Below are 21870 nucleotides of genomic sequence, written 5' to 3'. Positions count from 1 at the left end.
CGACACGTGGCCCGCGTCGGGACGTCGACGGAACCGATGGGCGCGGCATCGGTTCTCGGGATGAGACGACCCGCCTGTCGGTTCGGCGGCACGAACCCGCCACCGAGGCCGGGACGCTCGTCGTGCCGACCGCGGAGGTCCTGGCGCCCCCCGTCGCCGACCCACATCACTCCCGACGTTCCATCCCCGAGCCACCGGAAGCGGGAACGAGCGGCGCCGATTGCGCGATACCGGGGCCGCCCGGCGGCCTCGGACGCCGATTCGCCCGTCTGATGGCCCTTGACTTTCCCAGTGGGAAAGTCGGATGCTTACTTTCCCACCAGGAAAGTGAGGTTCCATCATGACCGACACCGCTCCGGAGCAGGCCCGCGCCGCGCTGGACGTCGTCGACCGTGCCCAGCGCCGCGTGGCCGACGAAGTCGGCCTGCCCCGCGGCTACTGGTGGGCGATGGCCGCCGCCTGGACCGTGCTGGGTGTGCTCGGCAGCGTATGGCCGTGGCTGGGCGGAATCGCAGCCGCGGCCTTCGGCACGGGTCACGCGATCGTCGCGACGCGCCTGCTCGGCGGACGCCGACGCACCGGCCGAGTGCAGGTGAGCGCGGCCGTCGCCGGGCGCCGCACCCCGCTGGTGGTGATCGGCATGCTGGTCGTGCTCGTCGGCTCCACCATCGCCGTCGCGCTTGCACTGGACGCCGACGGCGCGGAGCACGCCGGCATCTGGGCTGCGGTGCTGGTCGCAGCCGTCATCGGCTTCGGCGGACCGGACATCCTGAGCGTTCTGCGCCGGTGGGCACGGGCATGACGGCGCCGCGGTTCGACGAACTGATCCACCCCAGCACCCGGTTGACGCTGGTGGCGACGCTGGCCGCCGCCGACTGGGCGGAGTTCGCCTACCTCAAAGACCGACTGGGGCTCTCCGAATCGGCGCTGTCCAAGCAACTCGCCACCCTCGAAGAGGCCGGGTACGTAACCACCGAGCGCCGCCTCAGCAGCGGTCGCCGCAAGGTGCGCGCCCGCCTGACCGGTGCCGGCCGGGACGCCTTCGACGGGCATGTCGCCGCGCTGCAGGCCATCGTCGCCGGCGCCACAACGCCCACCGAGAGTCCCGCTACCCGCTCCTGACGCGGGCGCGGCCACGTATTCGGCGCACCACGCGCCCGACGCACGCCCTGTCGAACGGCTCCGGTCGAACGCGCACCCGAGTCCGGCGGCCGTGGGCGCGGTGGATGAGCCTGGAGGCCATGGCGTTCCCGCGTCCTGCCGCGACCATGGCGCTCTCGTCCGGCACGACGCGCAAGGCGTCGCTATCCGCGCGCCGGCCGCGCGCCGGCTCCGCTCGCCATCAGCGGCCGTTCGCGATCAGTCGGGCCGCCACGGCTCGGCCGTGGGCGAGCGGGTCCGTTTCCCACCCGCGCAACAGGCCGGCCATTGCGCCGTCGTACACGAGCAGTACATCCGCGGCCAGGGCGGTGGGGGCCGGGCCGCCGACCGCGTTCGCGAGCAGGGTCAGCCTGGTGCGGAGCAGCGCCGACTCTGCGGCGAGTACCGCATGGGCCGGGTGCTCCGGCGACGGGAGTTCGGTGCCCGTCGCGAGGAAGGCGCAGCCGCGTGCGGGGATGTGGCGGTTGCGGTAGGTGGCGACGGCGTCGAAGAGTGCCAGCAGCTTGCCGGTGGGCGTCTCCGCGGCGTCGACGGCCTCCTGCCAGATCCGGTCCCAGCGGTCCAGGCGGCGTTGCAGTGCGGCGGCGATCAGACCGTCCTTGCCGCCGAAGTGTGCGTAGAGCGTGCCGGGTGAGACGTGCGCCTGCTCCAGGACTCGGTCGACGCTCGTTCGAGCGATGCCGTCGCGGTAGAAGAGTTCGTCGGCGGCGTCGAGCAGTCGGGTTCTGGGGGGCGCGTCCGGTTTCGGTGCGGGGTCGAAGGCGGGGTCGGGCCGGGAGTCCTGTGCCATGCCTGTACCATAACGCTCGTTACACTGAAACGATCGTTACAGTGGCAGGGCGTCGAGGTCGAGTCGGGTCGTCGCACCGGCCGAGGGGTGGATATGGCCGGCACCTCGGGAGCGGAAACAGGCGCGGAAGCAGGAGCGGGGTCGGGATCGGGAACGAGGAGGTCGCGGTCGGGTTCCGCTCGGCGGGGTCCGTTCGTCGGCGCCGTGTTGGTGCTCGTCAGCTGTCTGGGAGTGCAGACCTCGGCCGCGCTGTCGTCGGGGCTCTTCGGCGCGTTGAGCGTGCCGGCCGTGGCGGGACTGCGTCAGGCGACCGCCGCGCTCGTCCTGTGCGTACTGGTGCGGCCGAGGGTGCGGGGGCGTGGTCGGGGCGAATGGGCGGGGATCCTCGCGTACGGATCGGCGATGGCCGGCATGAATGTGGCGTTCTACGGTGCGGTGGACCGGCTGCCGCTCGGCGTCGCGGCCGCCTTGTTGTTCCTGGGCCCGTTCGCGGTCGCGGTCTCGTCGGTCCGGACTCGGCGTGACGCGTTGTTTCCCCTGGTCGGCCTGGTGGGCGTCGTACTGGTCACTCGGCCCGGCGGGAGTGTCGAGTGGCTCGGGATCGGTTTCGGGTTGCTCTCGGCACTCGCGTTGGCGCTGTACACCGTGTTTGCGCAGCGAGTCGGCCGGGCCGACGCGGGATTGCATGGCCTCGGCCTGTCCGTGGCGGTCTCGGCGGTGTTGTTGCCCTTCTCCGGGCCCGCCGTGCCGCGGGTGGAGGCAGGTCAGTGGGTCCTGGTCGGCCTGTCCGGCGTCCTCGGAGTGGCTCTGGCCTTCACTCTCGACTTCACCGCCGTCAGACTCGCCGGCGCCACGGTGGTGGCAGTCCTGTTCGCCCTCGATCCGGTGGTGGGGACCCTGGTGGGCGTCATAGCCCTCGGCGAGGGCCTGCCCCCGTCCGCACTCGCCGGTATCACGTTGATCGTCGCGTCCGGTGCGGCGGTCACCTGGCGCGCGGGGACACCGCCGTCGGCCGACGGGAACGCTTGACGGCGCCGCCTGCAACCAACCCGTCCGCCGCTACGGCGAGCGCCGCGACGTCGAGTCAGCGATCTGTGGCGGGTGTGCCCTGTGCCGGTCGGGTGCGGAGGGCTTCGGCGAACTCCTCGGCGCGGCCGAGTTGTGCGTGGAGCTTGTCGACCTGTGGGTGGTGGTCTGCTCGTAGGTGCGTACGCGTTCGAATGCGCCTCGCGGTCGTCGGCGCCCGTGGTGTCGGCGTGGCCGTTCGGCGTCTGGGCGGTCGGTGGCCTCCAGCAGGTCGCGCGTCTGTTCCGGAGCTGGGCCGAGCGGCTTCGTCCGACGGATGACCGCGCGGCGGGTCCGCCGCCCGGGCCGGCGTCGGGTCACCAGGTGACGGGCAGCATCAACCCCGGAGCCGGCCTCACACGAGCATGCGAACCTCACGCATCCGCGCACCGGCACTTCGGCCCACCGACACGACGCTCTCGCCGCCATCGCCCGAGAACCCGAGAACCCCGCCCCATGATCGGGAGGAGCGGTGGGGGCTGTGATGGTCGTCGACCACGGGGCGGCATGCGTCCGCGGGATCGAACGCGATGCGCACGTGGTTGATGACGCCGGCCGTGATCCGCGGGTGGTGGGCATGGAGGGGCGGCCCGTGCGGCTGCCGTGGCGCGACGCGGCGGACGGGCGGGTGCGGTCGTGGGTCCCGCAGGTGTTCGTCCGGTACGCGGACGGCACCGCACTGTTGGCCGACTGCCCGAGCCAGGCCAAGGCCGGAGGGGAGCGGGTGTCGAAGCCGCAGCGGTGACAGCAGCGGCGTACGAGGCCGTCGGCTGGTCATATCGGCGGCTCGAGCCGTCGGATCCGGTGTCGGCGGCGAACCTGCGGTGGCCGGCCGGGTACCGGCATCCCCGCAACGGGAGTCGGCCCCGGCTGACGGCCTCGGTACTCGAGGCGTTCACACGGGCGCGGCCGCTGATCGAGGGCGTCGAAGCCGTCGGCGACCCGATCGAGGTCCTCCCCTGCGTCTTTCACGCCCTGTGGCACTCGCGACTGTCCGTGTCCTTGGACGAGCCGTTGCCCGAACACGTCTTGGTGCGTATGTCGGTGGCGGGCGCCGAGGGCACCCCTGCGTTGTGGGGAGGCGGGGCGAACGGGGCACGGCGGGGCGGCCGGTGGTCGCGGTGGGGGCTGGGGGCGCGTGTGCGGTTCCGCGGAGCGCGGCGGCAGGTCGTCGGGCTGTCCGGGCAGTGCTGCGTCCTGGTCGGCGAGAACGGGATCGACGAGGTGGCGTTGGCCGGGTATCTGTTCACCGGTCCGGACTTCGCGGTCTTGGGCGCGGAGGTTCGGGTCGCAGGCGGTGCCGGTGGGGCTGCCGGCATGAACGCGGATGGGTTCGTCCAGTGGTGTCGGCCGGACGGTAGGTGATCGCCGATCGCCGACGCCGCCGGGCGTCGTGGCAAACGGATCCGTCGCCCGCCGCGTACGGCTCGGCGGATTCCCCGAGCGGGGGACGGCGACCCGCCGGCTTTCGGAGCAGCGTTCTGGTCGGGTCAGGTGAGCAGTACCCGTTTGTGTGGCGGTTTGGAGCCGGCACGGCCGAACAGCCGGTGCCTTGAGCAACTCGGGGATGCCGTCGCGTTCGATCCGGCGGGCCGTTGCGGCGTCAGGGAGAGTCGATGACCTCGTGGCCCGCGGCGCGCAGGGCGGCGAGGGCTTGTGTGCGGTGCGGGTCGGGCACTAGGAGGAGGTCCGCGTGGTACGTGGAGCAGACGAACACCGGCACCGCGGCCTCGGCGAGGGGTTGGACGAGGGAGGCCAGCAGCCCGGGCACGTCCAGGCCGTGCTGTGCGTCGGCGTCGTACAGGCCGATCCAGCGCTGTGCCGCGGGGGTGTCGGCGGAGGCGTTCCGCACGACGGTCAGCCCCTCGGGCGCGCGGACCAAGGCGTGCCACGCGTCGTCGCGGGGTTCGCGGTCGTCGGCGAGATGCTCCAACGCGAACACGTGGTCCAGGACGGTGAGCCGAAGTACGGGACGGGGGCGGGTGTTCGCGTCCGTCTCGGCGGTGTTCGCGTCCGTCTCGGCGGTGTCGTCGCCGGTGCTGCCGGTTTCCCGGTGCCGCGTCAGGTCCAGGATGAACGCGACCCGGTCGAGACCGGGGCCGTCGTAGTCGGGTTGGACGGGTGAATCGCCGGCGTCGGACAGTGTCTCGAAGCCGAGCCGTTCGTGGAATCGTCGGGAGCCCTCGTTGCCCGGGCTGGTGACACTGTGCACATGCCGCCGCCCGCTTGCGCGGGCTTGGTCGAAGAAGCCCAGGTACAGGGCCTTCGCGATCCCGCGTCCGTGCCAGGCGGGGTCGACGCCCACGAAGTGGATGTACGCCACATCGGGTCGGCTCTGCGAGTGGAACCCCACAAGGAATGCCACCGGTTCGCCCTCGCGTTCGACGAGGTAGCTGGTCGTGGCGAAGTGCTGGAAATACAGCCGGGGCAGGAGCAGGGCGCGTTCTCGGGAGCCCGCCTCCCCCTGGAAGCCGCCCCACCAGGCATCGAGCACCGCCAGGATCCGTGGCTGATCCTCGGCGACCGGATGGCGGACGGTCAATCCCCTTGGCAAGTCGTCGATCATGGTCGAGATGATGTCAGGACGTCGTCGGTCGGCCCAGCGAATTGTCCGCGGCCGTTCGCGCCCGCCGCGTCGGCGCGGCACGCGTCGTATTCGACGTGCGTGCCCGCTACTCGTCCTGGACGCAGCCGAGCAGGGCCGTGCCCACGTCGTCGAACAGCGCATGGTTGAACGACTTGTGGGCCGCGATCTCGTCCACGTGCCGGACCAGGTCCACCCGGTCCTGCTCGAACGTCACCGTGGCCACCGGCCAACCCCAGGCCGCGCCGCAGATGGACCACAGACCTTCCCGCGAGCCCATCACGGCCGGGTGGTCGAGCTCGGCGTCGGCACCGCTGATCGGACGCAGGAGATGATGGCCGGGCAGCGCCACGCGGACCGGATGGACGAAGTCGACAGGCAGCCACGTCATGAGCCGCAGGCCGGCAGCCAGCGTTGGACGAACCGGGTGAGGACGTCGCGTCGGTGTTCGGTGGGGTGTTCGCCGCACCACCAGTCCGCGTATGAGGTTCGGTTGTGGTGTCGCTGGGATGTTCGGTTTCGTGTGTCACTGATGTGTGGATGTATCAGTCCGACACAGCCGATTCGCCCCGGATCGACCATGCTCGCCACGTCGGCCGTTGCCCGCCTCCGGCGAGGACGACGTTCGCTTGGGCGCAGCATTTGGATAGAGTGCCGCCGCCGACCGACCCCACGTTCCACGGAGGCAACTTGTCCAGCCAGCCGGGAAACCACGGGCCCTATGGTCCCCCTCACCCTCCGCACCCCAGGTGGGCCTGGTGGGTCGTGGGCATCGCGATCCCACTGATCGGCATCATCGTCACCATCGCCGTCAGTCGCGGCGGCGGCTCGGACGCCGGGTCCTCCTCGGCGACCACGGGCGGCGCGCCGGCCCCACAGCTTCCGCCGGCAAGCACATCCGTTCCACAGCTTCCGCCGGTGAGTACCCCCTCGAGGTCGGGGTCGGGAGCATCCGCGCCCGGGACGGCGGGGCCCGCCGCCCCGGCCCCCCGCATCGCTTTCGGCCCCGGTACGGTCACGGTCGACGTCTCGACCAGCTACCTCGACCTGGACACCAGCCCCCCGCTGGCCACCCAATCGAACAAGGCGGCGGACATCGTGTTCGCTTACAGCGTCGGCGCGCCCAACCTCCTGACCACCGGATCCACCCCGACGCTGGCCGTGCTCCCCGTCGACGCCGCCCCTCCCACCCCCGCCCAATGCAACGATGCGATCGGCAAGCGCGGCACACACACGGGAGGTAAATCCGTCCTGGGGTCGAGTTTTTGCGTCCTGACCGACGAAGGGCGCACCGCCTACCTCCGGCTGACCACACCCCCCGCCGTGGGCGCACCCCTACGCATGCAGGTCACCGTGTGGGAGGCCCCCTGAGCTTGTGCTCTATGGTCTGATCTCGAACGATGCCTCGAACGGGGTCACTCGTCCGGGAGTTCGCCGGACGAGTGACACGGTCTTCGTCTGATCGTGTGCTCCGCCCAAGGACACACGCGATCGATACGAAGGCCGTGGGGGAATGAGTCTGCTGTACCACGAGGTTCGGAGCGAGCCGTTCGCGCAAGCGCCACACTTCCGGGAGGACTTCTTCGCGTGTCGGACCGCGCGGCGTGACGAACTGCGCGAACTCACGGGCGCGTTGCTGTGCGCGGACGGGCCGGTGACGACGCCGGTGGAATCGACGCTGCTTGCCGAGCACCGCCGCGGGCACGGCGCGCGGTACGACGCTCTCAACCGCGGCCGTCTCGACACCGGCAGGTTGCGGCGGAACGCTTGCCGCGCTGCCCCAGCCCAGGGCCGCCCACGACCGGCTCGCCCTGGCCGTGGACGTGGCAACTGGCTGCGGCCGGACGCCCCCACCAGCGCGGACAGGCTGTTCTGCCACACCTGTGGCCGCGGCCGGGACCAGCACCTGATGATCCCGGGCCGGCCGAGGCTGTTACAGAGCATCACCAGGACCGCCCGCCCCCGCCGAGGGCAGCGGACTGTGACTGCCGTGGTTCGCACGCCCGGGTGGACTACACATCCCGACAACGGTCGGGCCGTTCGGCCCCGGCCCATTGCCGGCCGGGCACGACGGTGATGCCGAAGTCGAAGCCGTGGAGACGGCGTTCGTCATGCCATGGCAGGGCGGCATCGACCTCGTCCCACAGTCGGCGTGGCCCGCCCCGGACGGCCTTGCCGATTCCGGGTCGGTCGTCGGCCAGCGCCCAGGAACGTCCTCGGTCCCAGAACTGCCACGCTGTCCCGACGAAGGCGGCGGGCCTGAGCGGGCCGGGCCGGGGGACGGCTCGGTCCGCCGCCTTTTCCACTCGGCCGGAGGTCGGGTGGGGGCCCGTGTCGTACCTCCGTGGTACTCAAGCCCTATGAGTCAGTTCCGCGATTTCAACTTCAAGCTGCTCGTCATCGACAAGCTCATGTACGGCCGTGAGCGGCTTCTCCCGGTCTACGACCTGCCCGGGCGGCTGGCCGAGCGTGGGATCCGCGACGCCGCGTCCTACGTGCTGAGGAACGGCCTTTACGAGGAGGTGCTGCCGGAGTCCCGGGCTCATTTCGAGGCCCTGGAGATCCCGGCCGAGCTGCTCGCCCGCGTCGAGGAACTGTGCTTCGACGCCGGGGCGGACGTCTTCCGGCACTGTGCCCCCGCCTGGGACGGCGAGGACGATCTGTTCGACGTCCGTTCGCTCGACGACCTCGACCTGCTGCCCAACCTGCGGGCGGTCACCTTCGTGCGGGACGGCGTCCTGGCGGTGCCGGACGCGGCGGAGGTCTTCGCCGCGCGCGGCATCGACACCGACTGAGCCCGGCACCCATTCGTCGCCCGCCGCCTCGGCTGAGGCCCTCAAGGGCCCCAGCCGAGGAATACCGCGCACCGACGTCACGCGGGCGCCTACGGCCGCTCCGGCGCCCCCGACGGCCTCGGCCACGCCTCCCGGCCCGGCCGTGCCCGTGCGGCCGGTCGCGCCCGTGGCCGTGTCACCGACCGCCGTGTCCACAGCGCCGGTGCTGTCCGCAAGTCGACGCTGGCCGCGCTGATCGCGGGCATCGGCACACCGCAGGCCGGGTCGGTGTGCGTGGGGTCGGTGGGTGTCACCGTGGCGCAGGGTGTGCTTTTGAGTCTGGCGTCGATACGGGTGGCGACCACCGCGCAGTTGCACCGGTTCGGCAACCCGCATGCCGTGTCCGCCGACGTCGTGCGCCGCGAGGCCTGTGCCCTGCGCGAGCGGAGCCTGGTCGGCGGCGTGGCGGGTCGGGAACTCCAGTCGGTATCCGATGGCGGCGGTGTCGTGGAGGTTGGCCGGGTCGAACATGATCCAGTCGTTGTCGCCCGAGATGGACCCGTTCCGTCTTCCCCGATTCCCGCTCGCCCTACTGCTACTTCGGTCTGGCCCCGACGCTGTTCGACTCCCCGGTCCGGCTCGACCGCAGGCCGATGTCCTGGCTCGCGCACACCTTCCTGGCCTGGACTCCGATCACGGAGACCATCGAACGCCACGTCGTTCCGCCGGTCGGCTTCGCCGGGGCTTCGACATCGACGCCACCGGGGACGTCCCGATCCACGAACCCTCGCCCCTGCCCGACACGGCCTGGACCGGCCACCTCCGCTTCCTCAATCGCGGAACACCCGGCATGGGCCTTCGCTCGACAACCCGCCACGCAAACCGATGCCGGGTAGCGCACGTCCACATCGGAACAGCGCGCGTGATCGCAGAGCGGGGTCGTTCCAGCGCGACGAACTCTCGTCCGGCACCGCGTTCACCGTGCCGAAAGCCTCGCCCGGGAACTCCTCTCGCAGGTAGCTCCCAGCCCCGACCCACGCGCCGACATCGCCGAAGGCACGTGGGCCCAGGGGCTCAGTCGGCGGTGTCCCAGGACTTGAGGACGGCCGCGACGCTCGCCGCGGTGGAGGAGGCGCGGGTCAACTCGTCGGCGAGTGCGGTGACTCCGGCCTGGGTGAGCTTGACCGGCACGCCGCACGCCGAGAGGTAGCCGTGCGCCACCGCGACGGCCACCCGCAGGTTCGAGCGCTCCAGCCAGCGCATCCGGCCCAGACTGTGCGCCAACGCGGCGGCCTTGGCGTAGGTGCCGTGGTAGACGTCCTGTCCGGCGATCACCGCCCGATGCCGCTCCACGGCCGCGACCGGCACGCCGTAGTCGTCCGGGGCCGGGTCGTCGCGCCCCGCGCGGCGGGCGACCTCGAGGATCCACGCCAGATCGACACTCACGCTCACCCGCGCGCCTCGATCTCGTCCAGGAGGTCACCGTAGCCGTCCAGGACCTCCTGCGCGCCCGCGAGGAACGTCTCGCGCAGACGCTCGTTGTCCGTGCGGATCAACTGTTCCACGTACTCGTTCACCGGAATGTGCCGCGTCTCCGCCGCCTGGCGCGCCATCTCCGCCGCGGCCTCCTCCAACCGGAGATTCACCTGAGTCTTCGCCATACCCGGCAAGCTACCACCTGATAGCAGCACAGGGAATCGAGGACGAAACGGGCAACGGCGAGACACCGATCCCACACCGGAGCTCCACCTGCTTCCTCCTGCGGATCGTCGTCGAGTCCGGCCTCGTGGAAGCCGCTCCCGTCCGGCATGAGGAGACCGGCCCGGGTCATGGCGGGCACGAGGCGGGGGGTGTTCGGTGAGCGGGGCGTTCCGAGGAACGGTGATCCCGAAGCGGGCCTGATCCATGCGTGCTCCTTCGCGTACTCTCGCACGTACTCCCGAGACGGTCGTGGTGGTTGATCAGGACCGGCGCAGCGCGGCCGTGCGCACGACGCGCCGCTCAGGCTTCGCGCGCGTCGGCGGACGAGCGGTCGGGCGGGAGGCGGACGAACAGCGTGCCGATGCCCGCGCTCGCGAACAGGGCGGCCAGTACGCCCCATCCGACGCCGCCCACTGCCTGGAGCAGTGCGGTGATCAGGACCGGGCCGAGTACGTGGCGTCCGACCGAGCGACCCATGCCGAACGCGGCCAGGTATTCGGCCCGGCGGTCGTCCGGCGCGACGGCGTAGGACAACGTCCAGGCGGCGGACACCGCGATCACCTCGCCGCAGGACAGCAGCACCACGCCGATCGGGAACACCACGGCGGCGGGGGCCCATTCGGCCGACCACAGCAGTACGCACGCCGCCGCGAGCAGCGCGCCGGCCGCCACCTGGCAGCGCCGCGCGGCCCGCACCGAGACCGCGAGCCGCGCGGCCGGCATCTGGCACACCACGCCGAAGACGGTGTTGACCGCGTACAGCGCGCCGAGCCAGGCCGCGGACAACCCGCCGCGCGTGGTCAGCCACAGCGGGATGCCCAGATTGAGCACCGGCAGCCAGAGTTGGAGCAGCGTGTCGATCGAGGCCAACCCCCACACCCGCCGATCGCGCAGCGCGCCCCATCCGGACACTCGCGTCGCCGCGCCCCGGGCCGGCGGCACCGGAATCGTCGCGAGCAGCCCGGCCACCAGCACGAACGCGGCGGCGTTGACGAGCACGACCGCGCGGAACGCGGCCGCGTCGCCCAGGCCGACGGCCAGGCCGCCGAGCGGGGCGCCGAGGCTGATCCCCAGGTTGGCCACCGTGCGGTAGGCGGCCAGGGTGCGCACCCGGTCGGCGCCGTCGGCGAGTTCGGCCACGAATGCCTGGGTGAGCGCGGACACGCTCTGGTCGGCCGTGGTGACCACGGTGACCGCGACGAGGAAGCCCCACCACTCGCCGACGGCCGCGTAGCCGGCGGTGCCGGCCGCGCGGGCCAGGTGCAGGGCGACCAGGGTGTTACGTACCCCCACGAGGTCGGCAAGCCGGCCGATCGGCACCGCCGTACCGAGGGCGATCAGTCCGGCCAGCCCGAGACCCAGGCCAACGCCGCCGGTGGACAGGCCGACGATCCGGGTGAAGTAGACGGCGGAGAACGCGACGAACAACCCCACGCCCAGGTAGTCGACCAGCCCCACCCCGAGCAGCCGCCACACCCGACGCCGCCCCCGGACGTCGGCGTGGCCTCCGCCGATCTCGACCTCGGTCGCGTCTTGCCCGGCGCCCCGCCCGTAACCATTATCATGTGTCATAGACACAGTATTTTGGACCTTGAGGACACGATCACGCCATGACCGATCCCGCCGAAGCCGTCGGCTCCACCCTCGCCGCCAATCTGCGCGCCGCCCGGCAGGCCCGGGGCTGGCGGCTGGAGGAACTCGCCGGGCGCTCCGGAGTGAGCCGCAACATGCTCCAGCAGATCGAGACCTGCCGAACCAACCCGAGCATCGCCACCCTGGCCCGGATCTCGGCCACTCTCGGCATCCCGATCGGTCGGCTGGTCGAGCCGCCCGAGGAACTGGGCCACGTGGCCCGCCGCGACGACGCGCCGACCCGGCCCGGCGGCCGGGAGAGCGTGTTCCGCCTGCTGATCAACGACACCACCGTGCCGTTCACCGAGCTGTGGGAACTGTGCCTCGCGGCCCACGACGAGGTGTCCGCAGGCGCGCACCCGGCCGGTACGCGCGAACTTCTGCACGTGCACGAGGGCACGGTCACCGTCGAGGTGGGCGGCGCGACGTTCGCCGTCGGCCCCGGCGACGCGCTGCGGATGCGCGGCGATCGGCCACACGTGTACCGCAACACCCGCGCCGAGCCGGCCCGGTTGACCATGACCGTGGTCTACGCGGGTGTGTCCGACCCCCGCTACCGGGAAATCGGCGACGCCGCGTCCCAGGGCGGCACCGTGGCCTGGTAGCCCGCGAACGGCGTCGCGCTGCGCGAGGTGCTCGGCGCGCTCGATCCGGCGAACCCGCAGTGCACCTGCGCCCTGGTCCTGCCGGTCCCGGGCAGCCGACCCGCGGACGCGCCCGCCGCGGCGCCCCGCCGTCCCGGTCGGGGCGCCGCGTCGCGTGACGGCGCGCGTCAGGCCCGCACTACCGGGGATCCACCGCCGTCAGCCCCCGCTCGTCGAGGTTCAGCCACCGCGTGATGCCGAGCCGCGCAGGAACGACACATCGTGGCTCGCCACGATCAGCGCACCCCGGTACGACTCCAGCGCGGTCGTCAACTGCCGCACGCTCGCCATGTCGAGGTTGTTCGTCGGCTCGTCGAGCATCAGCAACCGCGGCGCGGGCTCGGCCGGCAGCAGCGCCGCCGGCGTGGCCCGGAACCGCTCGCCGCCCGACAACGAGTCCGCCCGCTGGTCGGCCCGCCGTCCCCGAAAGAGGAACCGGGCCGGCCGCGCGCGGATCTCGTTGTCGCTCGCACCCGGCGCGAAACGGCCGACGTTCTCCACCACGGTCAGGTCGTCGAACAACAGGTCCAGGCGCTGCGGTAGGCAGCGCATCGGCACCTCCCGCCGCACCTCGCCGGTGCGCGGCTCGGTAAGCCCCGCGATGCTCCGCAGCAGCGTTGTCTTGCCCGCACCGTTGCGGCCGAGCAGCGCGATGCGCTCGGGACCGCGTACGTCGAGCTTCACGCGCGGCCCGACCGAAGCCCGACGCCCGGCAGCGCCACGACCTGGCGGCCCTCCGGCACCTCGGCTTCGGGGAGCCCTCGGAGGTCGAGGCGAACATCTTGGCGCGCACCCGGTATGTCGGATGACCCACGCCTCGACCATCGCCTCCTCGGCTTCCGGCGACGCCCGCACGCGACGGCGACCGCCCTCCGGAGGTGATCCCGGCGCTATCGCACCGCGCGTAGGCAGCGCTCGCCCTGGCTGCGGAGCGCGTCGGCGACCTCGGACGGCGCCTCGTCGAGGGTGAAGTCGACGTCCACCGAAGTGATCATCCAGGCCAGGTCCCGGGGGGTTTCGGCGCCCAGGCGCAGCAGGCAGTTGCCGTCGTCGAGCGGTTCGACGACGCCCATGCCGGGCCAGATGCGTCGCAGGATCGTCTCGGCGGACTCGTGCAGCGTGACCGTCGCCTGACAGGGCCAGGTTCGCCAGGACAGTCGATGTGCGAGGTAGGTGGCCACGTCGCCGTCGGGCGGGTCCCGTGGCGCGAAGCGCGGTCCGATCGGCGTGCGCGGGGTGAGCCGATCGACGCGGAAGGTGCGCCAGTCCCGGCGGTCGGTGTCCCAGGCGACCAGGTACCAGTACCTGTCGAAGTTGACGAGGCTGTGCGGTTCCGTGGTTCGGATGGAGTCGCCGCCGCGTGGGCCGGCGTAGTCGAAGCGCAGTCGTTCGTGCCGGCGGCAGGCGTCGGCGATCGCCATCAGCGTGTTCGGCGACACTTGCGGCGTGGGAGCGACGCCGGCCCGGATCGTCGCGGCGTGCAGGGCTTGGACGCGGTATCGCAGCCGGGATGGCAGGACCTGCTCCAGTTTGGTGAGCGCCCGCAGTGAGGTCTCCTCGATACCGGCCACGGATCCGCCCGCCGCGGTGCGCAGTCCGATCACCACCGCGACAGCCTCGTCGTCGTCGAGGAGGAGCGGCGGCAGCGTCGCCCCGGCACCGAGGCGATAGCCGGCGGTCCCCCGGGTGGCGTGGACCGGGTAGCCGAGTTCGCGCAGGCGTTCCACGTCGCGGCGGACCGTGCGGGGGGTGATCCCGAGGCGTTCGGCCAGTTCGGCGCCCGACTGGTGGCGGTGGGTCTGCAGTAGCGACAACAGTTTGAGCAGTCGCGCGGAGGTCTCCAACATGAGGACAACACTGCCCGAAGCTTAGGAACAGGATCGTCCCAAGTGGGTCGTAGCGTGATCGGCATGACGACGACAGAGGGCGTACGCCCCTTCCGCATCAACGTCCCGCAGACCGACCTCGACGATCTGAACGCGCGTCTGGCGGCCACTCGTTGGCCGGACGAGGTGGCCGGGGTCGGCTGGAGCCGAGGAGTGCCGGTCGGGTATCTGAAGGAGCTCGCCGAGTACTGGCGAACGTCCTACGACTGGCGGGCGCAGGAGGCCGCGCTCAACGAGCACCCGCAGTTCGTCACCACCGTCGAAGGGCAGAACATCCATTTCCTGCACGTGCGTTCGCCCGAGCCCGACGCGCTGCCGCTGATGCTGCTGCACGGCTGGCCGGGCGGGGTGGTGGACTTCCTCGACGTCTTCGGGCCGCTGTCCGACCCGCGCGCGCACGGTGGTGACCCGTCCGAGGCGTTCCATCTGGTCGTCCCGTCACTGCCGGGGTTCGGTTTCTCCACGCCGCTGGCCGGACCCGGGATGGGTGCGGCCCGGATGGCCGCCGTGCTGGCGGGGCTGATGTCCCGCCTCGGGTACGCGCGCTACGGGGTCCAGGGCTACGACACCGGCGCGTGGGTCGCCCCCGCACTGGGCCGGCAGGACGCGGAACACGTCGTCGGGATCCACGTCAACGCCCTGATCACCTTCCCGATCGGTCTGGAGGGCGAGACGGAGGGCCTCACCGACGTCGAACAGCGCCGTTGGCAGGCGATGCAGGACTTCAACGACGGCTACCTGCAGTGCAACGCCAAGCGGCCGCAGACCGTCGCGTACGGCCTCAACGACTCGCCGGTCGGTCAACTCGCCTGGATCGTCGAGAAGTTCAAGGAGTTGACCGACCCGGAGGACGGCCTGCCCGAGGACAGCGTCGATCGCGACCGCATGCTCACCGATGTGGCGCTCTACTGGTTCACCGGCACCGCCGCGTCGGCCGCGCAGGTGTACTACGAGGAGATCTCCGCGAACTCCTGGAGCGGGGACGGCGACTGGGAGGCCGAGTCGGGCAAGGAGACCACCTCCTGGGGTGCGGTACTCGACGACCCGGCCGAAGAATACGACGACGGGACGGACGGCGGCAGCGAATCCCGGCCGGCCGCCGAGCGTGGCACCGTACCGACCGGCGTCCTGGTCTCCGCCCACGACGTAAGCATCCGCCGGTGGGCCGAACGCGACCACAATGTGGTGCACTGGAAGGAACTCGACCGCGGAGGCCACTTCCTGTCCATGGAGGCCCCAGACCTTCTGGTCGCCGACGTCCGCGCGTTCTTCCGGAAGCTCCACTGAGGCAGTCGTGGAACGTCACCCGGTGCCGGCAGGTGCCGAAGCGCCGAAGCGCATCGGATCGGCCCGGAGTTCAGGATGCGGATCGCGGTGCCGGATTCAGTCCCGGTCGACCACGACGATGCCGGTGCCCGAGGACAGCAGCCTGCCGACGTTGAGGCCGAACATGGCGCGGAAGCTGTCGCTGAAGTGCGACGGCGCCGCGAATCCGGCGCCGACGGAGGCAAGCCGTGGTCAGATCCTGGCCTCTGGCCACGGCGGCCGCGACGTGCATCATGCGCGTCCACAATCGGTACCGGCGAAAGCTCGTCCGCGCGTTCTCGGAAAAGAGATGGAGGAACCGACCCGGGAGGTCGACAGATGCACCGAGCGGGCGGTGTCGGCCGCGCCCCAGTCGCCTTCCGGCCGCTTGCGCATGGTGTGCAGGGCTGCCCGGATCCGTTCGTCCATCGTGTCGGGGCCGCCGGCGAAGTCGGGCCGGTCTTGGCCGGACGAGCGCGGGCGGCCACGACGACTGGCCGGTCGTCCCGGACACCCGGCGTTCGGTCGCGGCCCGACCCGCGCCGCCGCGCCCGCGGCGGTTCCCCCCGTTCGAGGCGTCGGCCGCGTGCCCTTCGGGTCAGCGCTTGCGCTTCTTGAGGAAGCGCGGGATCACGATGATCGCGAGGACCACCCACAGCGCCACGAACGCGTACGGGAACCAACTCGGGCCGTCCGGTCGGCTCCCCGCCGACAACGCACCGTGACCCGCGATCGCCGCTACATCGAAACCCATGCCCATCCCCTTCGCGCAGGCGGTCACCGGACCGCAATCCGAGCGCGCCGCCGGGTCCTTCCGTCGACGCGACCGGCGTCTACCCCGTTTTCCACGGAACGTGCGAGGACCGAACCACGAGGCGGACCGCCGCCGTTTGGCTTCTCCGGAACGGGCCCGCCACTCGGCGGTGGTCCCCGGCGTGTCCGACGTGACACGCCGCGTGCCCTGCGCGAACGGCCGACCGCCACCGCCACATTGCGCACCATCGGAAGCCGGACCCACCTCGTGGGTCCGGCTTCACCCGCGCCCGGACGCGAACGACTCGGGCGGATCACGAGGACCCGAGGCCGCCCGTGCGCATGCCACCCGCGCCCGCCCCGTAGGGACCGGTGTGGGGCGTGCTCACGTCGTGCGGGCGGGCTGGTCGAACCATGCCGTCACGACCGCCGTCGAAGTCGCCGAAGGACGGACGCGGCGAACGTCCGCGCCGGGCGCGTCATCGACACCGACCGGGCGTCGGGTCAGCCGCCGACCTGTTGCAGGCCCCAGTAGTGGGGCTCGATGGGGGCCGCTTGCACGACGATGCGACCGGTGACGTCGGGCAAGTCCACGACCTTCCCCCACGAAGGGGACTGGTCGTGCGGGGTGTGTTCGATGTCGGCGTACACGATGCCGCCGGGCTTGTCGGTGCCGTAGGACACGGTCCAGTCGGCGTACCTGTCGGCGTCGCAGTTGTCGTTGACCGCCAGCCTGTGGTTGTCGTTGACCTTCATGCACCTGCGGGGGTCGGAACCGGCCTTGGAGATGTCCATCGTGCCGTTGGGTCGCCGGCGCACCTGCCAGTCGGGCGAGGTGGAGGCGGTCTCCGTACAGGCGCCCAGTGACACCGTGCCGGGACTCGTAACCGGCTTGTACCAGATCAGGCACTTGCCGTCCCTGAGGGCCGGAAACCGGTATGTACCGTCGCCGAGCGGCGCGGCCTGGGCGGGCGGAGCGAGTGTCGCGACGGCCGCGACCGCGGCGGCGACGACGGCGATCAAGCGTGCACGCATGGGATCGAACTCCTCGAAGCAATCGGGGGCGAGCCCATCACGCAACGGGCATGTTGCCGACACCCCGGCCACCGGGTCGGCGGCCACCACCATCCTGGAACGCCGCCCCGATGCTGCGGGCCCCCTACGACCGACCACCACCCGAACGGCCCAGTCGCATGGGGCGCCGTCAGTGGGCGTACGCCTCGCCGGCGGCGAGGACACGTCCGCCTTCGCAGCGGGCAGCCCGATGGCCCGCCCTCCTCCGACGATGGCCGGCGCACGAGGTGCAGTAGCCGCGTCGGTAGCGGAGTTGGCCGGGGCGGGCGGTCACGACTACAGAAGGCGGTGTCAGAGTCCGAGCCAGGTGACCTGGGTGATGGAGATGCATTCCTGGCGGGGGACGGTGAGGTATTCGAAGAGGAGGTTGCGGGCCGGGTCGCTGTGGGTGCGAATGCCCGGGCCGGTGCTCTGGAAGTCGACACCGTCGAGATAGACCATGGAGTTGACCGTGGCCAGGTCCGCGGCCGCCTTCTCGACGGCGGACAGCACCTCGGACGGCAGACCCGCGGCGACCTCTTCCAGGCTGGGCAGCCATTCCCAGGACCAGTCACCCACCGGCGATCTCGCGGTGCGCCTCGGCGCGCAGGCGGGCGATCTCGGTCCCCGCGGTCCGGATCTCCTCGGGATCGTGCGACCGCGCCACGACGCGCTCCAACTCGCGCAGACGCCGCACGAGGGCGGGGCGGCGCTCGATCGCCACGAACACGGCCCATTTGCGCAGGAACAGCCGGACCGCGTTCGGCTGGAGCTTCTCGGCGACCCAGTCCAGCGCCTCGTCCTCCTCCTGCTGGAACTCGGGCAGGTAGGTGGGGCTCAACACGGCCACCGCCTCCCGAAGCGCCCGGATCTTCAACGGCGGCATCGGAATCAGCGGCTCGTCGCCCCACTCGGCATGCCCAGCGGTCGTGGTCTCCTCCTCCACCGCCCAGTCAACCAGAACCATCCGACCCTCACCCCCACCACCACGGACCTGCCGAGAACAACAGGCCCGGTCAGGCCAAGCCGGTGGGCCGGCGGAACGAGTTGTCGATGCTCGGTCCGGAGCCCCGTCAGGCGCGGCGGGGGTGTCGCCATCGAAAAGGGGCCCGGCAGCCGGTGGCGCAGAGGTTGTCGAACTCGGCCTGGCTCAGGCCCGAGGCCCCGGGAGCAGGCATTCCAGACCGCGGCCCGGCATCACGACAACCCATGGGAACGGGTTCAGGCCAGTCCGCCGGCCCGAGGATAGTGGCGGCGCAGCGGAGGGACTATCGGGGACTCGGCTCAGTGCTTTGTCGTCTCGAGACGATCCGCCTGTGTGGCATCGATGCGCGCTTGCGCTTGGCGGAGCATCCCAGGGCGGATCCGCCCCATCATGCCAATGCGGCCGAGCACGCCGGGCACGACCGGTGCTCCGCTGCGCGCCTCCGCTCGCACCGTGGGGGATTCCGTCTTCCTCCGCGGCGCGGTCCTACCGTGCACGGGCGTCACGAACGGTATCCGCGCCGCCGGAGCGTTTGCTCCGCTCGAGTGGTGTCGACCGCTGCGAAGGAGCCGACCGTTATGGGTGATCTGGGTGATCACTCCGGCCCCAGACAAGGGCGGGAACCAGCCCGGCCGCCCGGTACCACCGCCGATCCTGCCCGACAAACCGCCGAATCCCGGAACTCCCCGAAAGGGACAGGTGAAGCTTGAAGCAACGGAGCAGGCTCCAGCCGTCCTGCACCGTTTTGTGGAGGGAGCCAAGGGCCCGCTTCCGGCCCTCTTGCGCCACGCGTCGGGTTCCGCGTGCCGCGTGCATGTGGTGGTGAACCGCGGTGTCGAGTGGGGGTGTTCGCGTTCGGTGGGTTAGAGGTTCGCACTGAGATTCGAGGGGTGTGGTGGCGAGGGGCTTCGGGTCGCTCCGGGCGGGGCCCGACGAAGTGGTCGTTCATGGACCGGGTCGCCGGGTGCTACGGCCCGGCGCCGATGCCCCGGCGGCTCACCGGCGTTGGCTCAACCGCCGCCCCTGTAGGCCATGCTGCCGGGGTCGGTAGTGGCCATATGGGGTGTGGTGCGGGATGACGTCCTGGACCTCGTCGGGGGGCGGGCTCGGTCGGCGAAGCCGGACGTCTGGGCGCGCCTGACGCGATACACGTCGCCGACCGCTACCTCCTCTGGAAGAACCTCGCCGAGGCCGTCGAGAAGACCGTGATCCAGCACCGTGCCCTGCTGCCCGAGCCCGCACCGGAGCCCGAGCCCGCAGCAACGCCGGTGACAACGTTGCTGCCGCAGCCTGCTCCGATGCGGACCACCGGGCGCCCGGCCAACCGGGTTCCACGCACACACCTGCCGGCACTGAGCGGAGGTCGTCCGGCGGTTTCCTACCGAAGCGTGGTCCCTCTGGACACGTGTGTGACGCCTACGGTTTGGCAGACGTGGTGATCGCCGATCCGGTCGGGGCTGCGGAGTCCGGCACCCCCGCGTAGTCGGGCAGTTCGACGCCGTTGATCGCGCGCCCGACCAGCTCCGTGAACCATTCGCCGGCGAAATCGGGGCCCGGCTCGGCGTCCGGCCCGGGAACCTCGCGGCTGCGGGCGTTCAACCGGCCGATCTCCTGGTTGGCCTCGACGAACGAGCGCATCCGCGCCTCGTAGCGGGCGAACCCCGCCTCGGGGTCCCATCCGGCAGCGGCCAGCTCTCCGGCCAGCAGGTAGGCACCGACCAGGGCCAGCCCGGTGCCCTGTCCGGACATCGGCGACGAGCTGAACGCCGCGTCCCCGAGCAACCCCACCCGTCCGCTCGACCAGCGGTCCATCACCACCTGCGCGACCTGGTCGAGGTAGAAGTCCGGGGTGTCGTCCAGGTGCGCGAGGATGTCCGGGGTCAACCAGCCCAGGCCCGTCATCCGCTCCCGCAGCAGGACCTTCTGGGCCGCGACGTCACGGTGGTCGACGTCGAAGTCGGCCGACGCGAAGTAGAACATGGCCATCGCCCGGGTGGCGTCCTGGATGGGCCGCAGGAGGGCGGAGCGCCCGGACTCCTGATCCTGGTACTCGAGCAGCCGGCGGTCCAACCCGAACTCGTTGGGCACACTGTAGAAGGCCAGCACGTGCCCGAGGTGGCGGAGAAACCGCTCATGCGGCCCGAAGACCATCGCTCGCAGCTCCGAGTGCACCCCGTCCGCCCCGACCACCAGGTCGAAGCGCCGCCGGTTGCCGCCCGCGAAGACCACGTCGACCCCGTCCGCGTCCTGGGCAAGATCGGCGATTCGGTCGCCGAAGACGTACTCGACGCCGTCGCGGGTGTCGTCGTAGAGCACCCTGGACAGGTCCCCGCGCAGGATCTCGATGTCCGCGATGAACCCGTCGCCACCGTCGTCGTCGGCATCGAAGGTCTCCAGCACCCGCCCGTCCGCGTCCACGGTGTGCGCGCCCGCGGTGTCGGTGCACGCCGCGCGCACCGCCGCGGCCAACCCCATGCGCCCGATGACCTCCCTGGCGACCCCCCGCGCGTCCACCGCCTGCCCGCCCGGACGCAGCTCGGGAGCCCGCTCCACCACGGTCACCTCGGCCCCCCGCCGGCGCAGCCAGTGGGCCAGCGCGGGTCCCGCGATGCTCGCCCCCGCCACCAACACCCTGGGACCGCCCGCCCGCGTCCCCTGCCCGCCCGTCCGGATCGCGTACCCCTGGTCGGAGTCGTCGACGCTCATCACTGCCTCCATGTGCTTTCGCCCGCGCCGGCACGTTCCCGGCACAGGCCCATCGCCGTCGGTGTATCCAGCCGTATCGACCACGGATCCGCACGAAACTCATCGGTCACGGCAGACATCGATGAGAAACGCCCACTCCGATGAGACTCACATCGACCCAGAGTGGCGTAAATTAGCCTGTCAGCCGGGCCGCCTCCCGAGACTTCGCCAGATCTGCGCGCAACGCACCAGGGGGCGCTACTCGTTGCGGTCCCGGAGGTGTGCGTCCCATCGGGCCCGGAGCTTGTGGAAATTGTCGGCCATGAACGGCGCAAGGTGGACACCGGCGGCCTTCCGCATCACGTCAAGCGCGTGGTCCGGTCCCGTGAGCCACATGGCGAGGGTTCCCTCGCCTGCGTCGTGCACCGCGATTCCCTCGGTCGCGCGGAGCTCGGCGAGCATGGCCACCAGACGGCCCTCGAAGTCAGCCACGATACCCCGTCTCCCGTCAGGCATTTGAGCGATCAACGTAGCGTCGAGGCCGGACAGTCGATGCCCTGGTTGTTGCTCGGACGTTGCCGGCGGCCACCATACGAAGACAGGAGCCCCCACGAGGGCCGAACACGCCACAACCGCCCGCCCGAACGTCGACCGGGACGTGAGCAAGGCGTGCCCTCCCGGACACGCCCTCGTCACCGACCCACTCGGGCGCGATGACGGCGTTGCGGAGCCGATCGTGCCAACGAGTGGTCGATGCGCGGGACGACCGGACGTGCGTCGCCAAAGGCAGTGGAGCGCCCGCTCGGTCGATCCCTACGCTCGACCACCTGGCGCACGACCGGCGTGACGAAG

General features: G+C 71.4%; 22 protein-coding genes and 2 pseudogenes. 10 read left to right on the top strand and 14 right to left on the bottom strand.

The annotated features are described in order from the left end of the window. The first annotated feature begins 340 nt into the window (after positions 1–340). Entirely contained in the window at positions 341–802 is a 462-nt protein-coding gene (locus tag ACIBSV_RS11715) for a hypothetical protein (RefSeq protein ID WP_395861740.1), read from the top strand. After that, positions 799–1122, top strand: a complete 324-nt coding sequence (locus ACIBSV_RS11710) for a transcriptional regulator (protein WP_395861738.1) — start codon at positions 799–801, stop codon at positions 1120–1122. The genes ACIBSV_RS11715 and ACIBSV_RS11710 overlap by 4 nt, the downstream gene beginning before the upstream one ends. 220 nt (positions 1123–1342) lie before the next feature. Here the strand turns inward: ACIBSV_RS11710 and ACIBSV_RS11705 are convergent, their stop codons facing one another. Next, entirely contained in the window at positions 1343–1951 is a 609-nt protein-coding gene (locus ACIBSV_RS11705) for a TetR/AcrR family transcriptional regulator (protein ID WP_395861736.1), read from the bottom strand. A 204-nt stretch (positions 1952–2155) separates the two neighbouring features. Here ACIBSV_RS11705 and ACIBSV_RS11700 point away from each other — a divergent pair, with 204 nt between their 5' ends. The 3 genes from ACIBSV_RS11700 (at position 2156) to ACIBSV_RS11690 (ending at position 4381) form a co-directional block, all read left to right on the top strand. Next, a complete protein-coding gene (locus ACIBSV_RS11700) occupies positions 2156–2980 on the top strand; it encodes an EamA family transporter (protein WP_395861734.1) in 825 nt (274 codons plus the stop codon). 574 nt (positions 2981–3554) lie between these two features. Then, on the top strand, positions 3555–3761 hold the full coding sequence (locus ACIBSV_RS11695) for a hypothetical protein (protein WP_395861732.1): 207 nt from the start codon (positions 3555–3557) through the stop codon (positions 3759–3761). Continuing rightward, positions 3758–4381 (top strand): TnsA-like heteromeric transposase endonuclease subunit, encoded by a 624-nt coding sequence (locus tag ACIBSV_RS11690; protein ID WP_395861731.1) that lies wholly within the window; start codon positions 3758–3760, stop codon positions 4379–4381. The genes ACIBSV_RS11695 and ACIBSV_RS11690 overlap by 4 nt, the downstream gene beginning before the upstream one ends. A gap of 238 nt (positions 4382–4619) precedes the next feature. On the opposite strand, the gene ACIBSV_RS11685 is transcribed toward ACIBSV_RS11690, so the two are convergent. Further along, positions 4620–5582, bottom strand: coding sequence for a GNAT family N-acetyltransferase (locus ACIBSV_RS11685; RefSeq protein WP_395861729.1), 963 nt, complete (start codon positions 5580–5582; stop codon positions 4620–4622). A gap of 118 nt (positions 5583–5700) precedes the next feature. Then, a pseudogene (locus tag ACIBSV_RS11680) lies at positions 5701–5991 on the bottom strand (N-acetyltransferase); the annotation flags it as partial. Positions 5992–6518: 527 nt separating this feature from the next. Between ACIBSV_RS11680 and ACIBSV_RS11675 the strand changes: the two are divergent. The 3 genes from ACIBSV_RS11675 to ACIBSV_RS11665 all read left to right on the top strand — a co-directional run bounded on the left by ACIBSV_RS11675 (position 6519) and on the right by ACIBSV_RS11665 (position 8395). Then, entirely contained in the window at positions 6519–6971 is a 453-nt protein-coding gene (locus tag ACIBSV_RS11675) for a hypothetical protein (RefSeq protein ID WP_395861727.1), read from the top strand. A 142-nt stretch (positions 6972–7113) separates the two neighbouring features. Further along, positions 7114–7677, top strand: a complete 564-nt coding sequence (locus tag ACIBSV_RS11670) for a transposase (RefSeq protein WP_395861725.1) — start codon at positions 7114–7116, stop codon at positions 7675–7677. Positions 7678–7960: 283 nt separating this feature from the next. Then, positions 7961–8395, top strand: coding sequence for a DUF6892 domain-containing protein (locus ACIBSV_RS11665; RefSeq protein WP_395861724.1), 435 nt, complete (start codon positions 7961–7963; stop codon positions 8393–8395). 1053 nt (positions 8396–9448) lie between these two features. Here the strand turns inward: ACIBSV_RS11665 and ACIBSV_RS11660 are convergent. The 3 genes from ACIBSV_RS11660 to ACIBSV_RS11650 all read right to left on the bottom strand — a co-directional run bounded on the left by ACIBSV_RS11660 (position 9449) and on the right by ACIBSV_RS11650 (position 11647). After that, entirely contained in the window at positions 9449–9820 is a 372-nt protein-coding gene (locus tag ACIBSV_RS11660; protein ID WP_395861722.1) for a fic family toxin-antitoxin system, toxin component, read from the bottom strand. 2 nt (positions 9821–9822) lie between these two features. Continuing rightward, positions 9823–10035, bottom strand: a complete 213-nt coding sequence (locus ACIBSV_RS11655) for a hypothetical protein (protein ID WP_331765759.1) — start codon at positions 10033–10035, stop codon at positions 9823–9825. A 340-nt stretch (positions 10036–10375) separates the two neighbouring features. Beyond that, a complete protein-coding gene (locus ACIBSV_RS11650) occupies positions 10376–11647 on the bottom strand; it encodes an MFS transporter (protein WP_395861720.1) in 1272 nt (423 codons plus the stop codon). A gap of 38 nt (positions 11648–11685) precedes the next feature. Between ACIBSV_RS11650 and ACIBSV_RS11645 the strand changes: the two genes are divergently transcribed. Next, positions 11686–12312 carry a helix-turn-helix domain-containing protein gene (locus ACIBSV_RS11645; RefSeq protein WP_395861718.1) on the top strand — a complete coding sequence of 209 codons (627 nt, stop codon included), beginning with the start codon at positions 11686–11688 and terminating at the stop codon, positions 12310–12312. 178 nt (positions 12313–12490) lie between these two features. Here ACIBSV_RS11645 and ACIBSV_RS11640 read toward each other — a convergent pair. Then, positions 12491–13133 (bottom strand): annotated as a pseudogene (locus ACIBSV_RS11640) (ATP-binding cassette domain-containing protein); the annotation flags it as partial. Positions 13134–13241: 108 nt separating this feature from the next. Continuing rightward, the gene (locus ACIBSV_RS11635) at positions 13242–14198 is read right to left on the bottom strand and encodes a helix-turn-helix transcriptional regulator (RefSeq protein WP_395861717.1); all 957 of its coding nucleotides are present in this window, start codon (positions 14196–14198) and stop codon (positions 13242–13244) included. A 63-nt stretch (positions 14199–14261) separates the two neighbouring features. On the opposite strand from ACIBSV_RS11635, the gene ACIBSV_RS11630 reads away from it, so the two are divergent. Continuing rightward, positions 14262–15524 (top strand): epoxide hydrolase family protein, encoded by a 1263-nt coding sequence (locus tag ACIBSV_RS11630; protein WP_395861715.1) that lies wholly within the window; start codon positions 14262–14264, stop codon positions 15522–15524. A gap of 616 nt (positions 15525–16140) precedes the next feature. Here the strand turns inward: ACIBSV_RS11630 and ACIBSV_RS11625 are convergent. The 6 genes from ACIBSV_RS11625 to ACIBSV_RS11600 form a co-directional block, all read right to left on the bottom strand. Beyond that, complete coding sequence (locus tag ACIBSV_RS11625) at positions 16141–16296, bottom strand: hypothetical protein (protein WP_395861713.1); 156 nt, start codon at positions 16294–16296, stop codon at positions 16141–16143. 503 nt (positions 16297–16799) lie between these two features. Continuing rightward, positions 16800–17330: a hypothetical protein gene (locus ACIBSV_RS11620; protein WP_395861711.1), complete on the bottom strand. Its 531-nt coding sequence runs from the start codon at positions 17328–17330 to the stop codon at positions 16800–16802. Between the two features lie 330 nt (positions 17331–17660). Next, positions 17661–17927, bottom strand: a complete 267-nt coding sequence (locus tag ACIBSV_RS11615; protein ID WP_395861710.1) for a hypothetical protein — start codon at positions 17925–17927, stop codon at positions 17661–17663. After that, the gene (locus tag ACIBSV_RS11610) at positions 17920–18315 is read right to left on the bottom strand and encodes a hypothetical protein (RefSeq protein WP_395861708.1); all 396 of its coding nucleotides are present in this window, start codon (positions 18313–18315) and stop codon (positions 17920–17922) included. Before ACIBSV_RS11610 ends, ACIBSV_RS11615 begins: the two co-directional genes overlap by 8 nt. 1434 nt (positions 18316–19749) lie before the next feature. Then, on the bottom strand, positions 19750–21039 hold the full coding sequence (locus tag ACIBSV_RS11605) for an FAD-dependent monooxygenase (RefSeq protein ID WP_395861707.1): 1290 nt from the start codon (positions 21037–21039) through the stop codon (positions 19750–19752). 237 nt (positions 21040–21276) lie between these two features. After that, positions 21277–21510: a hypothetical protein gene (locus ACIBSV_RS11600; RefSeq protein WP_395861705.1), complete on the bottom strand. Its 234-nt coding sequence runs from the start codon at positions 21508–21510 to the stop codon at positions 21277–21279. Positions 21511–21870 lie beyond the last annotated feature (360 nt).

The organism is Embleya sp. NPDC050154, assembly GCF_044460165.1.
Classification (GTDB): domain Bacteria; phylum Actinomycetota; class Actinomycetes; order Streptomycetales; family Streptomycetaceae; genus Embleya.
The sequence above is the reverse complement of the archived record's forward strand: the minus strand, read 5'-3'. Positions and strand labels throughout refer to the sequence as shown.